This is a genomic window from Haloterrigena turkmenica DSM 5511, from assembly GCF_000025325.1.
In the GTDB taxonomy this organism is placed as follows: domain Archaea; phylum Halobacteriota; class Halobacteria; order Halobacteriales; family Natrialbaceae; genus Haloterrigena; species Haloterrigena turkmenica.
This window is the reverse complement of record NC_013744.1, coordinates 198,338-217,386: the sequence shown is the minus strand read 5'-3', so window position 1 is coordinate 217,386 and position 19,049 is coordinate 198,338. Positions and strand designations below refer to the sequence as shown.

The following is a 19,049-nucleotide window of genomic DNA, read 5'->3' as shown; positions in this document are numbered from 1 at the left end:
ATCGGGTACGTTGAGAGGCAATAGGGGGAATCAAGCGGAGAACGAACACGCACTCAGTCGGTGCGAACCTGTCTGTTCGTCGCAACGGACCAGTTACTGGGGTCGATCTCGCGACCCTCGAACGACGTGTACTCCGGATAGGCAGTGAACACGAGATAATTCGTCCGCTCGTGGAGGTAGTCGATGAGGGTGTGCAGGTTATCGTCCGCTAGTCCGCCGACACCGTCGACGAGCAGGAGCGGCACCGTCTCGTCGACGTCGAACGATTCGTAGCCCGCGAGCGCCGCCACGAACCCGATCAGTTCGAGTTCCCCCTCACTGAGCGCGTCTAAGCTGGCTTCTCGACCGTCACGGGCGACGACGAGATCGAAGTCGGCGGTGAGACGGGCGGTCTCGAACCCCGTCCCGAACCGAGAGAGAATCTCGTCCATCGCCTCGTCAAACGCCTCTCGAGCGCGTCGTTTGATCCGATCCTTCCGGTTTCGGAGTTCTTCGATCTCGGTTCGGATCTCCTCGCTCTCGGATTCGAGCATCTCGACCTGATCGGCCCGCGTCTCGAGTTGCGACAACTCGTCTCTGGTGTCCTTGAGTTCGGCTTCCCGGTACTTGATCTTGCTCTCGACGTCGGAGATCGCTTCGACGGTCTCGTCGACGGCATCGGAGAGTTCTTCGGCATGTTCCTGCGCGTTTCGATATCGTTTCTCCGCCTCTTCGAGGCTCTGACGGCGATCGGCGAGCGTCTCCTCCAGTTCCGTTATTTCGCGTTCCAGATCCCGTTTTCGACGCTTCGTCTGATCGATCTCTTCGCGCCGCGTTTCGAGTTCCTTGACCTTCTCGTGGTACTGCTCGGTCCGGGCCCGCAGCTCGGTGATCTTGTCGCCCAGATGATTGAGCCGTTCCTCCATTTCCTCACGCTGTGCCTCGTTCCCGCAGGTCCAACAGACCACGGTGTCCGCAGTTAACTCGCGTTCGACTTCCGTCAGGAGATCCAGTCGGCCCTCCTTCAGGACCATCTCGTTCGCCGAATACACCGATTGCAATACCTCGGAGTCTCGTTTGAGCTGTTGGAGTTGCTCCCGGGCGGACGCGAGTTCGCTCTCGACGTCGTCGTCCGCCGGGATTTCGATCGACTCCAGCTCGGATCTCCGCTGTTCGAGGCGCTCTTCGGTTCGTTCGATGGTCCGTTCTAATCGCTCGATCCGATTTTTGGCCTGGCTCCGTTCCGTCTGTACTTCGCTCAACTGTTGCTGTGGCGACTCGTCATCCTCGTCGTCGCTCGTCCCGTCGTCAGCGTCGCTAACGGCGATTTCATCGCGCTTTTCGCGTAACTCTTTGATCTCCTTCTCGAGTTGCGTGACCTGCTCCTGTACGCCGGGTAGGCGTTTTTTCGCCTCTCTCGCCTGTGAAAGCTCCGACTGTATCTGCTCGCGCTCGCGTTTCAGATCAGCGATTTGCTCGTCTATGTTCTGAAAGTCGAGTGGGCGCAGGAGGACGTCCTCCAGGTTCTTTCCCCGTCGAACCGCGCTACGAACCACGTTCCGTTCGTCGAGACAGGCGAACAGTTCGGCTCTGATGACGTCGTACTCGTTTTCGAGATACGGGGTGCCGCTCCGACGCACGGATCCGTTCTCGCGGACGAGCTCCACCGCGATCTCGCGGTCGGGCGTCCGTAGCTGCACCCGACCGCTGTCCTCGTTTTCGGTGAGTTCCGTCGACGTTCCGAGCGCCGTCTTGATGGCTTCGATGAAACTCGACTTCCCCTGCCAGTTCGATCCTCTCACGGCGTTCAATCCGGGCTCGATAGTCGTCTCCCCGTCCAGTATCCCAGCGATGTTTTCGATTTCGATATTCCAGGTCATGCTCAGTCGGAAGTGGCGTGCGTTTGATCGTGCTGTTCGCAGACGTAGCCTCGCTCGACCGCTACTTCGAACGGGACACGAGTCGGACAGGATTCACAGCTGAGTTGGATCTGTACCTCGACGTTCGATGACTCGATCCCGTCGATCTGCCCTTTCGTTTCCAGGGATGACAGCGCTCGTTGGGTCTTCTCCCTGGCGACCTCGCGAGCCATCTCGATGCTCTCGCGTTCCCACTCAGTGTCGGCCGTTTGCGGGTCCTTGTCCCCATCGAGACAGTCCCGAAGGTGGGTTCTCATCGTCCCGTACGATACCATGCTCTCACGAACCCGTTCGGCGTCAATCCCGTCCGACTGCAGGCTCTCGACCATCTCCTCGCGGAGGAGGTCGTCGTCGCCGCGTAGCGCCTCGTAATCGCTGTCGACGCGAGCCCCCAGCGAATCGCGACCGTGATCGTCGTACACTTGCTTAAGGAGGCGCTTGTTGAACCACTCCGCGAGCGATCGATAGCCCATCGGCGTCCGACCATCAGCACCCGTCCACCGAGCGAGGAGCCCGTCGTCGATCGACTCGTACGCCGGATCAGCGGACCCCAACCCGTACCGCTCCACCGCCGTATCTACTTTGCAACCCGGATCAGTTGGCATTATCCGTTCTTACCTATCCACCGCTAATAAATCTTGACGAAGCGTACACGGGTCGTACCGATCCCGCGTTCGATCGTCCGGAGCGATACGGAAGAGTGTTTAACAGACTTAGCCCGTTAAGGACGGCGAGTCGGGAGGACGGATGCGGCCGATTAGAGTAACAACCTTAGTCCGTTAACCGATACCCGTATCACAACGTTCCGTCGGCAGTGCGGGAGAGGGCGTATCCGCCGTCGAACTCGAGTCAAAGGCGCTCCCAGAGTTCGGCGCTCGCTTCGCCGACGGTCTCCATGTCCGCTTCGTCTACGCCGCGTACACCCCGGTCCGGGCTATACGCGATCTCACCGTCGATGACCGTCCGCGTCACGTCGGCCCCGCTCGCGGCACTGACGACGTAGTACGGTGCGCTCTCGGGAAGCACGGGGTTCGGCCCGAGGTCGAGCGAGACGAAGTCGCCGCGCTTGCCGACTTCGATGCTGCCGATCCGATCGTCCATTCCGAGGACGCCCGCGCTTCCGATGGTCGCCCACTCGAGCGCTTTCGCTCCGTCGAAGCCGCTCGGATCGTTCTCCTTCAACTTGTGAATGCCGACGGCCGATCGCATCGTTTCGAACATATCGGGGTCCCAGCCATCGTCCCCGATGCCGATCGTCATGTCGTGCGCTTCCATCGTTTCGACGTCGGCGATTCCGACCGCGTTGTTGATATTCGAGTACGGGTTGTGCGCGACCCTCACATCGTTTTCGGCGAGAATCTCGAGTTCGCGTTCCGTGGAGTGGACGCAGTGGGCGGCGATGACGTCCGCCTCGAAGAATCCCATCGAGTCGAGCGCGGGGACGGGTCGTACTCCGTACTCCTTGATCGATTCGTGGACGTCGACCAGACCTTCCTCGAGATGGATCTGGATAGGCCGGTCGTCGCTGACTGCGCGCCGGACGCACTCGTCGACGACGCTCTCCGTGTTCGTAAACAGGGTGTGGAGACAGTAGTGGCCGGTGACGCCGTCGTACTCGTCTTCCGACTCCCGAATGTACCGCTGGTTCTCGCTGATCCCCTCGATGGCCTCTTCTTCGGAGTTCCGTGCGGTCGTTTCGAACGTTATCATACCGCGGATCGGCGTCTGCGAGACGCCGTCGGCGACGGCGTCGAGCGCCCCGGGCAGCGTGTTCGGCCCGGAATAGTTATCACAGAACGTCGTGACCCCGCCCCGAACCATTTCGGCACACGAGCCGAGCGAGGACAGCCGAGCGTCACGCGTCGTGAACGCTTCGTCGACTTCCCACCAGATATCGACCAGCGCTTCGTAGAAGCTCTCCGGGGACGCGGTCAGCGGTGCTCCGCGGATCGGAAGCGCGTACATGTGCGTGTGACAGTTCACGAGTCCCGGAATAACGACCTCGTCGCGTGCGTCGATCGTCTCCTCGGCGGACTCGTAGCCGTCGGCGATGTCGACGATTTCTCCGTCCTCGACGACGACGTGAACCTCCTCTCTGACCTCTCGCTCATCGTTCATCGTGATGAGCGTACCTGCGTTCAGTATCACACCATGGGAGATACTGTCGTACCACAAAAAGGTACCTCCCGGTGACTTCGCCGCGATCCCACATTCGGCGGCACATCGGTGCCACAAGCGGTCTCCGCGTTGGCTACCGGCGACACTCTGACGCCATATGTCAGATACAATACGGTATCGCCAACTGTTTTGGTCGTCCGTGACACGATTTCGTTCATGACGGATCGTCTCATCGAGGGCGCGCGTATCGTCAGCGCGACCGGCGTTCGGGAAGGAGCTATCGCGATCGCCGACGGCCAGATACGGGCGGTCGGCCCGGACGTTGCGAGCGAACACGGGGACGCAACCGACGTGATCGACGCCGCGGGGATGGTCGCCCTTCCGGGCGTCGTAGACGTCCACAATCACCTGCACGATCCGGAACTGTTTCCAGAGGGCATCGACTTCGCGTCACAGACGGCGAGCGCCGCGGCCGGCGGGGTGACGACGGTCGTCGAACTCCCGACGCAGACCCCGATCACCACGCCGGAAGCGTTCCGAAAGAAACGAGAGGCGTGTGCCGACCTCGCTCACGTCGACTTCGGACTGGTCGCGGGGAACGTCGAAGCGCCGGACGTTGACGTCGAGAGAATCATGGCGGAGGGAACGCGCGACTTCAAGACGTTCACGGCCGAGCCGTACCGCGCTTCCGACGGCGCGATCGTGTCCCTGATGGAGGACGTCGGAAACACCGGCGGGAAAGTCCGCGTTCACTGCGAGACGCAGGGTATTCTCGACCACGCCCGAGAGTCGATCGACGGGAACACGCCCGACGTGTACATGGATTCCCGCCCCCTCGAGGCGGAGCTCGACGCTATCAACCGCATGGGATGGTTCGCCGAGTACGCCGACTGTCCCCTGCACGTCGTCCACGTTTCCAGCGGGAGCGGGGCCCGCGAGGGCGGGCGCTTCAAATCCCGGGCGAACGTTCCGGTGACGCTCGAGACCTGTCCGCATTACCTCGCGTTTTCGAAGGACGACGTCGAGGAGAAGGGGCCGTTCCTGAAAGTCAATCCGAGTCTCAAATCACCCGCTGAGGTCGACCGCCTCTGGGACGCGGTCCGGGACGGGACGATCGATCTCGTCGCCAGCGAGCACTTCCCTACCTATCGGGACGACCGGGAGCGCGGCTGGGAGAACATCTGGGAGCCGTACGCCGGGCTGCCGAGCATCGAAACGATGCTCGAATTCCTTGTCAGCGCCGGCGTTCACGAGGACCGGCTCTCCTGGACGCGGCTTCGCGAACTCGTCTGCTCGCGGCCGGCGCGCGAGGCCGGCATCTACCCGTGCAAGGGCTCGCTTCGGGAAGGGACCGACGCGGACGTCGTGCTCGTCCGCGAAGAGAAGTTCACGGTTTCGGCCGACGACCTTCAGTACGTCGGCGGCTGGACGCCATACGAAGGTCGGGAGTGGAGCGCGCGCGTCGACACGGTTATCGCGGACGGTGATATTATCGCCCGCGATCACGAAATCGACTCCTCGCCCGGTCGAGGAACGTTTCTCGCGCGGCCGTAGCTCGGCCGAGAGTGGGGTAGTAGACTCCGACGATCCGGAATCGGTCAGTAGCGCAGCCGAGGAAGCGTGAGGCGGGACGTCAGTCTGCGCTGGTCTGTTTCGGTGCTTGCAAGTCCTGTTTTTCGTCGAGATGACGGAGCAACGTCTCGTGGACCGCTCCGTTCGACCCGACGAGTTCGTTCCGCGCCTCGTGGGCGGCGATCGGATCGTATCGGTCTCCGTTCGCGGTCGTGAGCGTGGCGCCGGCCTCGCGGGCGATAACGACCCCCGCAGCGACGTCCCATGGATACGTATCGAACTCCCACAGCGCGTCGGCGCTACCGGCTGCCAGGAAACAGAGGTTCAGCGCGGCCGAACCGAGACTTCGAACGCCGCGAGTCTCCTGGTAGCAGTGCGAGAGGAATGCCCCGTTCGGATCGTATCCGGAGAGGAGCATACACTCGTCGAGAGTCGCCCGATCGGTCGTCGAGATCGGAAGGCCGTCGAGTGTCGCCCCTTCCCCGTCGATCGCCGCGAACATTTCGTCCGTTTCGGGCGCGTAGACGACTCCCATCACGGGTTCCTCGTCCTCCACGAGCGCGATGGAGATCGAGTAGTTCGGGTTCCCGTGGGCGAAGTTCCCCGTTCCGTCGAGCGGATCGATCAGCCACGTGTACTCGCTCGACCCGACTCGCTCGTCGCTCTCTTCGGAACGGATCCCGTGGTCGGGGAACTCGTTCTCGATGACGGTCGTGATGATGTTGTCCGCTTTGTAGTCCGCCTCGGTGACGATGTCCGACTTGTCGGACTTGTACTCCACGGACTCCGTCTGTCCGTGGAGTTCTCTGAGCGCCTCGCCGGCCGCCTTCGCGGCTTCCTCCGCTACCTGCTTTGCCTGGCGGACAACCTCCCCGTCGTCTTCGGTCTCGACCAGACGGTCAGCATCGCCCCGATCGTGTCTGTCCTCGCGGACGCTCCAACCGAGCTTTTCGGAGATGGACGTGAAGAAGTCGTCGTCGTAACTCGTGTTGACGACGAGCGCCGACGTATCGGCTCCGCCGATGGTTACGACGTCGTCTTCCTCGAGACGCGACTGTACGCGTCCGCCGTCCACGAGGAGGTTCGCGGGCCCCTCGGCGACCACTTTGATGGTGGTGTCGGCGTCGACGATGAGCGGGCGAACGCCCATCTGATGCGTGTGCAGCGGGACGATCTGAAGCGACGAGTTGTTCATCGGATAGTGAACGGGGCCGCCGGCGGACAGCGAGACGCCGGTCGATCCGGTCGGCGTCGATACCGCGAGACCGCTCCCTTCGTACTCGCCGACGAACTCGCCGTCCGCGAACACTTGCAGCCGAGTGATCTTCCTGTCCACGGGATCCTCCGGCGGCTCGTGTTCGATCATGACGTCGTTGATGCCGGTGCAGTTGACTCTGTCGGCGGCCACGTGCAACTGCTGGCGCCGGTCGACCGTCGCACCCCCCCGGAGGGCTTCGTCGAGGGCGTCCGTCAGATCGCACGGCGAGATACTCGCGAGGAACGCGAGGGTCCCCGCGTTGATGCCGAGAATCGGGATCTGCTTCGGGCTGAACTGGCGGACGCCTTCGAGGTACGTCCCGTCACCGCCGAGGGTGACGCCCAGGTACTCGCGTTCCGGAGCGTACACCGAATCGATGTCGTCGCCGACCTCGACCGCGTGAACGGGTATCCCGTGGTTGTCCGCCCAAGCCTCGAGCGTCGACAGTTCCTCGTCGCTATCCGGACTGACGAGCGCGATGATCTCCTCTATCGTAGCCAAGCGTCTTCCGTACATGATTGTAATTCACCGCTAGCTATCCGAGCGCTAGCGCCGGCGATCGCGCCGACGAACGTGGGACGTGCTAGCGTCCAGCGAACCATCGAGGGAGTCCCGTATAAAAGCACTGTCGCCACGTCAGTTGTGGCGGGGTTTGCCGGCGGTTTGGCGTCAGCGGGTGGACGTGCACACCATCGACGCTCATCGCCTCGAGCTGCTCGCGGTACGTCCCGGGATTGCGTCGTATCGGGACGGGAGCCGTACTCTGTTCGACCGGCAGGGGTGGCGACCGCCGATCGAAATACATCGGACGTGAGACGAGGGCGGTCGGCCGCGACGATCAGCGCGCCCCCGACCGCCGATTCCACAGGCGCGACAGAACGTGTGTGACGAGTTTGGAGACGATGTGGCGTCTTGGAGAGGGAAATCGCTCCGCGTACGGCTCAGAAAGCGGGGCTCGCCGTCAGTGAGGCCGTTACGGGTACCGTGCGGTGTTTTTTAGTAGTAGTCTTGCTTGTGATACCGTATGGCAATGGACCATGTCACTACGTTAGAGTGTACCATCTGTGAGCGGGAGTACGACCCGGACCAGATCATTTACACCTGCCCCGAACACGAGGGCGTGAAAGGCATCCTCGAGGTCAAGTACGACTACGACGTCATCCACGACAACTTCGACGCCGACCTCGACGGGAATATCCGGAGTCAGTGGAAGTACGAGGCCTTCCTCCCGGTCGACGACGACGCGGAGGTCGTGACCCTCAACGAGGGCGGAACAGACCTATTCGACGCGCCGAACCTGAGCGAGGCTCTCGGCGTCGAGACGCTCGTCAAAGACGACGGGCGCAATCCGACCGGCTGTTTCAAGGACCGCGCCAGTTCCATCGCGGTGACGAAAGCCAAACACGCCGGCCGCGACATCATCACGTGCGCGTCCACGGGAAACGCAGCGGCCTCGCTCTCCGGGTACGCGGCACGCGGCGGTCTCGACTGCCGAATCTTCGTGCCCGGTGCCGCGCCGGCGGGCAAACTCGCCCAACCGCTCGTGTACGGCGCGGACGTGCTCGCGGTCAACGGATCGTACGACGAAGCGTACGATCTGAGCGTCGAGGTCACGGACGAGTACGGCTGGTACAACCGTAACGCGGCGATCAATCCCTTCCAAGTGGAAGGGAAACGGACCGTCGGCCACGAGCTCGCGGAGCAGTCGAAGGTCCGCGGCGACGTTCCCGACTGGGTCGTCTTTTCGATGGGGGACGGCTGTACAATCGCCGGCGCCTGGAAGGGCTTCAAGGAGTTCTACGACCTCGACTACGTCGACGATTATCCGAAGATGCTCGGCGTGCAGGCGGAGGGCGCCTCGGCAATCCACGACGCGTTCCAGGGCCACGAGGACATCGACGACATCGCGGAGACGATCGCCGACAGCATCGCCGTCGGCCGACCGCGAAACACGATCAAGGCCTGCCGCGCCCCCGAACAGAGCGGCGGGGACACCGTGTTGGTCTCCGACGAGGATATTCTCGAGGCGGAGAAGCTCCTGGGCAGCACGGAAGGAATTTACGCCGAGCCCGCGGGTGCGACGCCGGTCGCCGGCGTTCGAGAGGCCCTGAAACGGGGCATCATCGAGCGAGACGAAACCGTCGTCGTCGTTTCGACCGGCTTCGGCCTGAAAGACACCGAGAGCGCGAAGAAGGCGACCGGCGACGTCAACCGGATCGAACCGGACATCTCCGAAGTCGAAGCGCTGTTCGGCGGCGCCGAGGCCGCCGCAGCCGACGACTGATCGTCGCGCCGCCGAACCTCGTACCGATCGTTCTCTTCGTTTTGCTCCGTTACCCCTCGAAGATCCGCTCCAGAACCGACAACCGCGAACAGTCGTCCCGGGGCGTCGCCGGAAGCGTGAGGGGGTAACGCCGCGATGTTACAGGTAGCCGTCGGCGAACTCGTCGATCATCAGTTCGCGGTCGTCACCCAGGGGGTAGAGGATCGGGCACTGACAGCCGCTGTCAGCGTACTCGCGGACCTTCTCTCGACACTGCTCGGGCGTTCCGCTGGCCGTGAGCTTGTGGACGACGTCGTCCGGAATGAGTTCCATTCCCTCCTGAATGTCGTCCTTGTCCGCCGGCCAGCCGCCGATCGCCTCGCCGACGTCGTCGATGAGGTCCTGACTGACGCCGCTCGCCTTCATGATGTGGGGCTGTTGGCCCAGGTACTGCGTGATGAGTTCGCGCGCGTTGTCGAGCGCCTGGTCGACGTCGCGGTCCATCGAACAGACGATCAGCTGCGGTCGATCGATGTCCTCGAGCGAACGGCCGCCGCGCTCCGCTCCGGTCTCGAGCGCGTCGAGCGCCTTCTCGTTGTACTCGGGACTGACGAGATAGTTCATCAGAGCGCCGTCGGCGAAGTGTCCCGTGAGTTCAAGCATTTTGAACCCGGTACCGCCGACGTACACCGGAACCGTCCGAGGTCCGGAATCGCCGTGGACGACGTCGAGTTCCACGTCGCGCATCTGGACGAACTCCCCGTCGTAGGTCACGTTCTCCATGGCCAGCAGGTCCTGCGTCACCTCGACGCACTCTCGCATCGCGCGGAGGGCGCCGCTCCGGTCGATTCCGACCTTCTCCGCCAGCGGGTCCCACCAGGCGCCGATCCCGCACTGGATGCGGTCCGGGCCGGCGAGTTCCTCCAGCGTGCTCATCGTCTGTGCGATGAGCGCGGTGTTTCGCGTCCAGTTGTTGATCACGCCGGTCCCGAGCTTGATCCTGTCCGTAACGGCGGCGTACGCTCCGAGCGGCGTGACGCCGTCGCGTGCGAGTCGAGACTCCGCCTGCCAGATTTCGTCGATTCCCTGTTCCTCCGCGTACTGGACGAGCTCGAGGTTCTCCTGTAACGAATGTTTGTCCTGCAGGTAGATGCCAACACGGTCGCCTCTGTCGAACACCTGTTTGCTATCGCTCATTGGAAGTCCGGTAGCAAGTAAACCGACACTTGATAAATAAGTATGGGTGAGAAACACAGGCAATGGTGGCCACGCGACCGCGGATCGGTCCGGACCGAGTCGTCGATGGGACCGCCCGGGACGGTACTGTACCGGTAGCGTCGCCCGGCGAAGACCGCGCGTCGCTACTCGTCGGACGACCGGTCGAGCGACGGGCGCGAGCGGCCGTCCCACTCGTCGGTCGAGCGCAGGATCTCGCCGTTACGGACGTCCGTCGTCGCCCCGTCCTCGACGGCGATCGCTCCGCCGACGAGTACGTAGTCGAAGCCGTCGGTGTACTGGATCGGGTCCTCGTAGGTGGCGTTCTCGGACACGGCGTCGAGGTCGAACGCGACGAGATCGGCGACGTACCCCTCCTTCACGTAGCCTCGATCGGCTAATCCGAGGATATCGGCGGGGTGACCGGCGGCCTTGCGCGCCATCAGCGACGGCGATAGCACGTCGCGCTCGCGGACGTACCGCTCGAGGATGCGGCCGAAGGTCCCGACGGCTCGCGGATGGGGTTTCCCGCCGAAGATGCCGTCCGTGCAGAACGTTCCCCGGTCGTCCGCGAGGAACCGTTCGATGTCCTCCTCCGCCATGACGAAGTCCGCCATCGTCACGTCCAGGTTCTCCTCGACGAGGAGTTCACACAGCGTATCGATCGGGTCGAGGTTTCGTTCGGTCGCGATCTCTTCGATCGTGTTCCCCTGATAGTCGCCGCTCGCGGTCCGGGTGATGAGGATGTTGTCCCACGTGCCCGCCGCGCGGGCCAAGTTCTCCCAATCGCCGGGGGACGAGATATCCTCGGCGAGGCGCTCTCTGACGTCCGCTCGCCGCAGCCGTTCGAGGATGTCCGACGTCTCTCTCCGACGGGCCCACGGCGGCAACAACGCGGTGAGCATCGTCGATCCCGCCGTGTACGGGTACTGATCGAACGAGACCCGCTGTCCCGCGTCGACCGCGTCGTCGAACAGATCGAGGACGTCCGCGGAACGCCCCCAGTTCCGTCGGCCGCCGACTTTCAGGTGTGAAACGTGCGCGTGACAGCCGCCGCGACGACAGATTCCGAGATAACGGTCGATGGATTCGACGACGTGATCGGTCTCGTTCCACACGTGAGAGATCATAAACGAGTCTCGAGTCGCGAGCGTCTCGGCGAGCGCCTCGAGCTCCGGGTCGCGCCCGTAGGAACTCGGTGGATAGATCATCCCCGTGGACATCCCGAACGCGCCGCCATCGATAGCCTGATCGAGCCGCTCTTGCAGCTCAGCGATCTCCGCCGTCGCGAGTTCTCGGTCCTCGAAGCCGGAGATGTGAGACCGAAGGTTCCCGTGAGGGGCGTAGTGGGCGGCGTTGACGGCCGGCGCTGCCTCGTCGAGTTCGTCGAGATACTCGGAGACGGAGTTCCAGGGCCAGTGCCGATCGATCGTTCCGTCCAGCGACTGGATGCGCTTCTCCCACTCCGTCTTCAGTTCATCCGGCACGGGAGCGACGCTAACACCGTCCTGTCCGAGGACTTCGGTGGTGATTCCCTGCGTGAGTTTCTCCTCGGCGGCCGGCTTGGTCATCAGTCGCAATTCCGAATGGGCGTGCATATCCACGAACCCCGGAGCGAGATACGCGCCGTCGAGATCGATAACCCTGTCGGCGCCGGCCGGTTCGTCACCGACGCGTTCGATCCGATCGCCATCGACCAGAACGTGTGCGGTAAAGACCGGCCCGCCGGTGCCGTCGAGAACGCGCGCGTTTCGAAACTCTACGGACCCCGTGCTAACAGACGACATGTCTCGAACCTCGTGGATGGGCCGTTTGATTCTTTCGGTGATTTGGCCCGCATCTGGCGCGGCTGGCTCGATATCCGTCTCGTCCCTCGCCGGAATGTTAAAGTTCGCTCCGCTGGTGGGTTTCGCCATGGTTACCGCGAGTATCGACGAGCGGCGATTCCGCCGCCGATTCGACGAATTCAGCGAGATCGGTGCGACCGAAAACGGCGGTGTGAACCGCCCGAGCTTATCCGACGAGAACAAAGAGGCTCGAGACACCCTCATCGAATGGTTTCGGGACGCCGGCCTGACGGTTCGGATCGACGAGATGGGGAACATCTTCGGGCGGCGGTCCGGAATGGATTCGGACGCCGACCCGGTCGTGTTCGGCTCCCACATCGACAGCCAGTACAACGGCGGACGGTACGACGGCGTGATCGGCGTCCTCGGCGGTCTCGAGGTCGTCGAAGCGCTCAACGACGCCGACGAAACGACGGAGCGACCGCTCGAGGTCGTCGCGTGGAGCAACGAGGAGGGCGTCCGGTTTCAACCGGATATGCTCGGGAGCGGCGTTTTCTGCGATATCTTCGACCTCGACTACGCGTACGAGCGCGAAGACAAGGACGGCGACACGTTCGGCGAGGAACTCGAACGCATCGGATACAAGGGCGACGAACCCTGCGAAGCCCACGATATCCACTGTTACTTCGAGATGCACGTCGAGCAGGGACCGTTCCTCGAACGGGAGGACCTCCCCGTCGCGGCCGTCGAGGGCGTGTTCGGGTTCTCCTGGATGAACGTCACGTTCGAGGGGCAGGCGAATCACGCCGGCCCGACGCCGATGAACATGCGCCACGACGCCTTCGTCGCGACGGCCGACGTGACCGACAGCGTTCGGCGGATCACGGCGACCGAAGGCACCGACCTCGTCGGCACCGTCGGTAGCGTCGACGTCTGGCCGAACGCGATCAACGTGATCCCTGAGAGAGTCGAGTTCACCGTCGACTTCCGGTCGTACGACGACGAGGTCGTCGACGCGGCGGTCGAACGGATCCGAAACGAAATCGCCCACGCCGCCGAACGAGAGGGACTCGAGTACGAGTTCGAAGAGATCATGCGCATCGACGCCGATCCCTTCGATCAGAGCTGTATCGATACGGTCGTCGATGCCGCCGAAACGGTCGGTTGCGAGTACACGCGTCTCGTTAGCGGCGCCGGCCACGACGCCAACTACCTCAACAAAATCGCGCCGACGAGCATGATCTTCGTCCCGAGCGTCGACGGTATCAGCCATCGGGAGAGCGAGTACACGGAGTGGGAAGACGTCGTGACGGGGACCGAAGTGCTCCTCGAGGCCGTCCGGTCGAAGGCGACGGTGTAGGCGGCGTTTCAGTGCGGCAGCTCACGGCGGCCCCGGATCCACTTCGGATCGTGCTTCCGTCGTTCCAGCCGGCACTTCTAGTCTATCGGTCACACCATCCTCGCCCGAAGCCTCGACGCCAGCGCGTCGCTCATCACCACGAGCGCGAACACCGCAGCGATCGCCGTGACGAGCTTCTGATACTGTAGGCGTTGGATCGAGATGACGAGATAGTAGCCGATACCGCCGGCGCCGACGAAGCCGAGGATCGTCGCCGAGCGGATCGTGCATTCCCACCTGTAGAGCGTGTACGACGCCACCGTCGCTGAGATCTGTGGCACCATGCCGTGACACACGGCCTGGAACCGCGTCGCCCCGCTCGACGCGACCGCTTCCGTCGTCATCGGATCTGTGTCCTCGAGGAAGTCCGCGTACAGTTTACCGAGTACGCCCGCGTTGTGAACGCCGAGTGCGAGCGCGCCGGCGAACGGTCCCAGTCCCACCGCGGTGACGAAGAGAAACCCCCAGACGAGGCCGGGAACCGACCGGAGGAAACTCAAGACCACCCGAGCGCTTCGGTGCAGGACGTACCCGAATGCGACTCGCGAAGAGGACGCGCCGGCGTACAGCGGTCCCTCGTGCGTCACGGTCGACGCGCTCGCCAGGGCGAGCGGTATCGCGAAGACCACGGCGAGCGAGGTGCCGACGATACTGATGGCCAGGGTTTCGACGACCGCCCACAGCAATCCGTCTCGGAGCGTTCGACCGAACAGAAAGTCGCGGCCGACCTCGGGCGGGAACCCGTCGGCCACGAACGCGACCATCTGGTCTCGCGCCGCCGACGATAGCAGTAGTAACGGATCGACGCCGACGATCCAGCTGGCGACCGCCAGGACGACCGTTACCGCGAGGACGCTCGACAACGACCGCTTCGAGAGCAGCGTGCGAGTGCCACTCGGATCGACCTCGGCGTACCGTTGAGCGTCTTCAGTCATGGATATCAGCGCTGACGAGCGGCGATCCGGGTAGGGCCGGGGCGGAACGATCAGCAGATGCCCCCTCGGCGGGATCGCATGCGCTCGTTCTCACGTCGATCCCACGTGAAAACGTATCAATGTTACCCTGGTACCGGCGCCGCGCTGAACGGACTCTCGGACCGGCGCCGGCTGACGGGAGCGCCGATACCAGCCGTGACGAACGGAAGTCGGGAGTCCGTCAGCGGCGCGACGGCGACCGGTTCGCCGAGCAATGTCGACCGGGACGAGAGCGGTCGGTAGCTACTCGAAGCGAACGCCGACGTCGTGCATACCGTCGTTGTTCATCGCGAGGTTGATCAGAAGCGGCGTCAGACTCTCGACGACGCCGGTGTTCGCGAGCGGACCGCCGTCCAGCGCGCGGAGGCCGTCGATGTCTTCGGCCAGCGCCTCGACCGTCCGCTTCGCCTCGCCGTCGTCGCCGGTGACGATGACGTCGGCCTCAAGGTCGTTGTCGAGGTCGCTGAGTGCGCCCGCCGCGAGGTTCTGGAACGCGCTGACGACCGGGACATCGACGGGAGCGACGTCGTCGATAGCTTCCGCGACGGTTCCCGCTTCGGGCGGATCGTAGTGAAAGCCGGCCGCGTCGCGGGTCATCCGGACCGCCGGACTGACGAGGATATCCCCCTCACCGAGCACGGGGGCGACCGACTCGACCGTACTCGACGCGTACTCCGGTGGTACGCTGACGACGACAACTTCGGCGAACTCCGCAGCCGTCTCGTTACCGTAGCCGGCGACGTTCGGTGTGGCGCCAGTCTCTTTCAGTACGGAGCGGTATTCGTTCGCCTTCCGCTCGGCCCTGTCGGAATCCCGCGATCCGATGATAATCGAGTGGTCGGTGTCTCGAGCCCAGCGCAGCGCGAGTCCTTCGCCGATGTCGCCGGTGCCTCCGAGGAGTGCGATCTCCATACCGGGACAACGCGGAGTCCCCTTCAAAATCTTATCCGTCGCAAACGAATCGGGTTCCCTGGAAAACGACTGGTACTGCCACATTGCTGTGCCAACGGACAATCCACCGTTGTCGATACCCACGGATTGCGGACACGAGAGGCCACGGCCGTAGCAAGCGTCCGCTCGACCGATTTCCGGTACAGGGCCGTTTTCGACCAGCCGTGTGAGTCCCACCCATAGATATATGTGTTGCTGTCTCCCATCCTACACCACGACGTGCGTGTGCTAGAGGCACACGTGCACCAATGGAGGAATTTCCGTGGAAATCCAACTAACGATCAACGACGAACCGACGACCGTGGAGGTCGAATCGGACGAGGATCTGGCGACGGTACTGCGACGGAACGGCTACACGGGCGTGAAGTGTGGCTGCGACGGCGGCGCGTGCGGGGCGTCGAAAGTGTTCGTCGACGACGAAGTGAAGATGGCCTGCGGCGTGGACGCCCGGAGCGCGGAGGGAGCGGAGATCGAGACGATCGAGAATCTCGGCACGCAGGACGACCTCCATCCGATTCAAGAGGCGTTCGTCGACCACTTCGCCGTTCAGTGCGGCTTCTGCATTCCCGGGATGATAATAGCGGCCAAGTCGCTGCTCGCGGACAATCCTGACCCGACCGAAGCCGAGGTGCGCGAAGCCATCGACGATAACCTCTGCCGATGTACCGGCTATCAGAAACCCGTCGAAGCGATCCTCGACGCGGCCGACCGAATGCGCGGCGAGCGGTCGGTCGCGGCCGACGGCGGCTCGCGGATCGAACCGGACCAGACCGACTGCACCGCTCACGGCGGTGATCCCGATGAGTGACGAACCGAACGACCCACAGACGGACGGCGGTACCGCGTCGGAGCCGGCCTCGAAAGAACCGAAGGAGTTCGAGGAACACCCCCTCGAGTGGGACGAACCGGAGAACAACGACAAAGCCCCGGAGGATCGAAAGAGCGTCTCCCGACCGGCGGAAAAGTTCGACGACCGAAAGCTCGTCACCGGTCAAGCCAAGTACACGGCGGATTACGAACAGCGGTTTCCGGACCTCGCTCACGCTGCGGTCGTTCGCAGCACGGTTCCGCACGGCCGTGTTACGGCCATCGAGACGGACGAGGCCGAGGAAATGGACGGCGTGTACGCCGTCCTCACGCCGTGGTCCGACGCCGCTCCGGACGCGAAGTACACGAGCGCCGGTCAGTCCTACCCGGAACCGAGTCCGTGGGACATGAACGTGCTCAACGAGCACGTCCGCTACGTCGGCGATCCGATCGCGGCGGTCGCGGCCGAGGACGCGGCCGCTGCGGCGTCCGCGGTCGAATCCATCGAGGTCGAGTACGAGGAGTACGATCACGTCGTCGACCCCGAGGAAGCGTTCGACGAGGACGCGCCGCAACTGTTCGACGACGACGAGGTCGAGAACAAGATCGTCGGACACGACTACGATCGTAACCGGATGTCCAACATCGAGGGCGAGATCGGCGACGTCGACGCCGCGATCGACCGCGACGACGTACACGTCCACGAGACCGAGTGGGAGACGATCCGCCAGTCCCACGCGCAAATCGAGAAACACACGTCGCTCGCGTACACCGACGAGGACGACCGGAAAGTGCTCGTCACGAGCACGCAGGTACCGAACCACACCCGCCGCCAGCTGGCGCACCTGTTCGATATTCCGATCCGGGACATTCGCGTCAAGAAACCGCGCGTCGGCGGCGGCTTCGGCGGCAAGCAGGCGATGGTCGTCGAACCGCTCCCGCTCGCGCTGTCGCTCGCGGCCGATCGTCCCGTCATGTACGAGGCCTCTCGCGACGAGGAGTTCTACGCGATGCGCTCGCGCCACCCGATGACGGTCCGTGCGCGTACGGCGGTCACCGACGACGGTGAAATCGAAGCCATCGACCTGTACGCGCTCTCGAACACCGGCGCGTACGGGAGCCACGGCATGACGGTCGCCGGTAACGTGGGCAGCAAACCGATGCCGCTGTACTCGAAGGTACCCAACGCCCGCTTCGAGGCGGATATCGTCCACACGAACACGCCGCAAACCGGCGCGATGCGCGGGTACGGCGCGCCACAGGGGACGCTCGCGCTCGAGGGCCACCTGGACGAGGTCGCTCGCGATCTCGACCTCGATCCCATCGAATTCCGACGCGATCACTACATGGAGGTCGGCGACCTGGACGAAATCGCCGGGATGATGGGCGGCGAGGGCGCGGAGCGTCGGATCCGCTCCTGCGGCCTCGACGAGTGCGTCGAGCGCGGGAAGGCGGCCATCGGGTGGGACGAACTCGAGCAGCCGGCGGAGGACCATCTCCACCGCGGTATCGGCATGGCCCTGTCGGCACAGGGGACCGGCGTCGCCGGCGACGAACTCGGCGCCGCGCAGCTCATGATGAACGAGGACGGGTCGTTCCACCTGCAAGTCGGCGGCGTCGACATCGGCACGGGCGCGGACACCGCGTTCATCCAGATCGCCGCCGAAGTCCTCGGGTGCGACGAGGACGACATCATCGTCAAATCCTCCGACACGGACAACACGCCGTTCGACTACGGCGCGTACGCCTCCTCGACGACCTACATCAGCGGGATGGCGGTGAAGAAGGCGGCCGAGGACGCCAAGGAGCGCATCCTCGACTGGGCGTCGCGGATGCTCGACGAACCCGCGGAGAATCTGGAGACGCGCGACGGCGAGGTCTACAGTGAGGAGACCGGCGACGCGGTCACGCTCGAGGACATCGGCTACGAGTCGGTGTACGGCCACGACGATCGTGAACACATCCTCGGCAAGGGGACCCACTCCACGGAGGAGAGTCCGCCGCCGTTCGCCGCACAGTTCGTCGACGTGACCGTCGACGAGGAGACCGGCGAGTTCGAGGTCAACGAACTCGTCGTCGCCGTCGACTGCGGCGTCGCGATCAACCCCGGAATGGCGGAGGGGCAGGTCGAGGGCGCCAATCACATGAGCTTCGAGATGGCCGTTAGCGAGGGAATCACCGTCGACGAGCGGGGCCGCGCAGAAGTCTCGGACTTCGACCAGTACGGACTTCCGTCGGCGACGGAGACGCCGCCTATCGAGAGCATTCTCGTCGAGACGCACGAACCGACGGGACCCTTCGGCGCGAAATCGGTCGCGGAAGTGCCGACCAACACGGTGCCGCCCGCGCTGAGCAACGCGATCCGCGAGGCCGTCGGCGTGCGTATCAACGAGATGCCCATCACCGCCGAGAAGATCAAGGCGGCGCTCGAGGAGCGCTGACGTCCGCCTCCGACGAAAGCCGTGGGCTTTCGCCTCGCTACCGCTGTATCGGTGTGTTCCGTCCGCGTGGAACCTGTGTCGACGTTTGTCCAATGTGTCCGCTGTGGGTGATCCCGATCCGAGCGGCACGGCGTTATCTTCAGTGAGAGAAGCCCGCGACTGAAGTCGTGGGTGCAGTCACGCTTCGTTCGTGTTGCCGTAGCGCACGCAACGAGAGCCGCTCGAACGAATCCGACCGTAGAGGGCCGTCTTCGCCGCTATCGTCCGTTCGACGCGGCGACCACAGTTATTTTCACGCCTATTCATCGAAAAACCTCAGCAGCTATTTAGGTACGTGGGAGTGATGATCGGACGAAGGGAGAGTAT

13 protein-coding genes are annotated in these 19,049 nt (G+C 63.7%); 5 read left to right on the top strand and 8 right to left on the bottom strand.

The genetic code is table 11. The annotated features are described in order from the left end of the window. Positions 1–53: 53 nt before the first annotated feature. The 3 genes from HTUR_RS19475 to HTUR_RS19465 form a co-directional block, all read right to left on the bottom strand. Entirely contained in the window at positions 54–1,859 is a 1,806-nt protein-coding gene (locus tag HTUR_RS19475; RefSeq protein ID WP_012945053.1) for an archaea-specific SMC-related protein, read from the bottom strand. Between the two features lie 2 nt (positions 1,860–1,861). Further along, positions 1,862–2,503, bottom strand: a complete 642-nt coding sequence (gene rdfA / locus HTUR_RS19470) for a rod-determining factor RdfA (RefSeq protein WP_012945052.1) — start codon at positions 2,501–2,503, stop codon at positions 1,862–1,864. A 244-nt stretch (positions 2,504–2,747) separates the two neighbouring features. Continuing rightward, positions 2,748–4,046, bottom strand: coding sequence for an amidohydrolase family protein (locus HTUR_RS19465; RefSeq protein ID WP_049941952.1), 1,299 nt, complete (start codon positions 4,044–4,046; stop codon positions 2,748–2,750). Positions 4,047–4,232: 186 nt separating this feature from the next. Between HTUR_RS19465 and HTUR_RS19460 the strand changes: the two genes are divergently transcribed. Further along, positions 4,233–5,570, top strand: coding sequence for a dihydroorotase (locus tag HTUR_RS19460; protein ID WP_012945050.1), 1,338 nt, complete (start codon positions 4,233–4,235; stop codon positions 5,568–5,570). Between the two features lie 79 nt (positions 5,571–5,649). On the opposite strand, the gene HTUR_RS19455 is transcribed toward HTUR_RS19460, so the two are convergent. Beyond that, complete coding sequence (locus HTUR_RS19455; protein WP_012945049.1) at positions 5,650–7,362, bottom strand: NAD(+)/NADH kinase; 1,713 nt, start codon at positions 7,360–7,362, stop codon at positions 5,650–5,652. A gap of 508 nt (positions 7,363–7,870) precedes the next feature. Between HTUR_RS19455 and thrC the strand changes: the two genes are divergently transcribed. Beyond that, a complete protein-coding gene (thrC, locus tag HTUR_RS19450; RefSeq protein ID WP_012945048.1) occupies positions 7,871–9,130 on the top strand; it encodes a threonine synthase in 1,260 nt (419 codons plus the stop codon). Between the two features lie 138 nt (positions 9,131–9,268). Here thrC and HTUR_RS19445 read toward each other — a convergent pair whose 3' ends face one another. Together HTUR_RS19445 and HTUR_RS19440 are read right to left on the bottom strand one after the other, a co-directional pair. Continuing rightward, the gene (locus tag HTUR_RS19445; protein ID WP_012945047.1) at positions 9,269–10,306 is read right to left on the bottom strand and encodes an LLM class flavin-dependent oxidoreductase; all 1,038 of its coding nucleotides are present in this window, start codon (positions 10,304–10,306) and stop codon (positions 9,269–9,271) included. Positions 10,307–10,470: 164 nt separating this feature from the next. Then, a complete protein-coding gene (locus HTUR_RS19440) occupies positions 10,471–12,111 on the bottom strand; it encodes an N-acyl-D-amino-acid deacylase family protein (RefSeq protein WP_012945046.1) in 1,641 nt (546 codons plus the stop codon). 127 nt (positions 12,112–12,238) lie between these two features. On the opposite strand from HTUR_RS19440, the gene HTUR_RS19435 reads away from it, so the two are divergent. Beyond that, positions 12,239–13,471 (top strand): Zn-dependent hydrolase, encoded by a 1,233-nt coding sequence (locus HTUR_RS19435; RefSeq protein WP_049941951.1) that lies wholly within the window; start codon positions 12,239–12,241, stop codon positions 13,469–13,471. Positions 13,472–13,560: 89 nt separating this feature from the next. Here HTUR_RS19435 and phnE read toward each other — a convergent pair whose 3' ends face one another. Both phnE and npdG read right to left on the bottom strand, forming a co-directional pair. Further along, positions 13,561–14,445 (bottom strand): phosphonate ABC transporter, permease protein PhnE, encoded by an 885-nt coding sequence (phnE, locus tag HTUR_RS19430; RefSeq protein WP_012945044.1) that lies wholly within the window; start codon positions 14,443–14,445, stop codon positions 13,561–13,563. 282 nt (positions 14,446–14,727) lie between these two features. Further along, complete coding sequence (npdG, locus tag HTUR_RS19420) at positions 14,728–15,396, bottom strand: NADPH-dependent F420 reductase (RefSeq protein ID WP_012945043.1); 669 nt, start codon at positions 15,394–15,396, stop codon at positions 14,728–14,730. A gap of 301 nt (positions 15,397–15,697) precedes the next feature. On the opposite strand from npdG, the gene HTUR_RS19415 reads away from it, so the two are divergent. Both HTUR_RS19415 and HTUR_RS19410 read left to right on the top strand, forming a co-directional pair. Next, complete coding sequence (locus tag HTUR_RS19415; RefSeq protein WP_012945042.1) at positions 15,698–16,243, top strand: (2Fe-2S)-binding protein; 546 nt, start codon at positions 15,698–15,700, stop codon at positions 16,241–16,243. Next, positions 16,236–18,683 carry a xanthine dehydrogenase family protein molybdopterin-binding subunit gene (locus HTUR_RS19410; protein ID WP_012945041.1) on the top strand — a complete coding sequence of 816 codons (2,448 nt, stop codon included), beginning with the start codon at positions 16,236–16,238 and terminating at the stop codon, positions 18,681–18,683. Before HTUR_RS19415 ends, HTUR_RS19410 begins: the two co-directional genes overlap by 8 nt. Positions 18,684–19,049 lie beyond the last annotated feature (366 nt).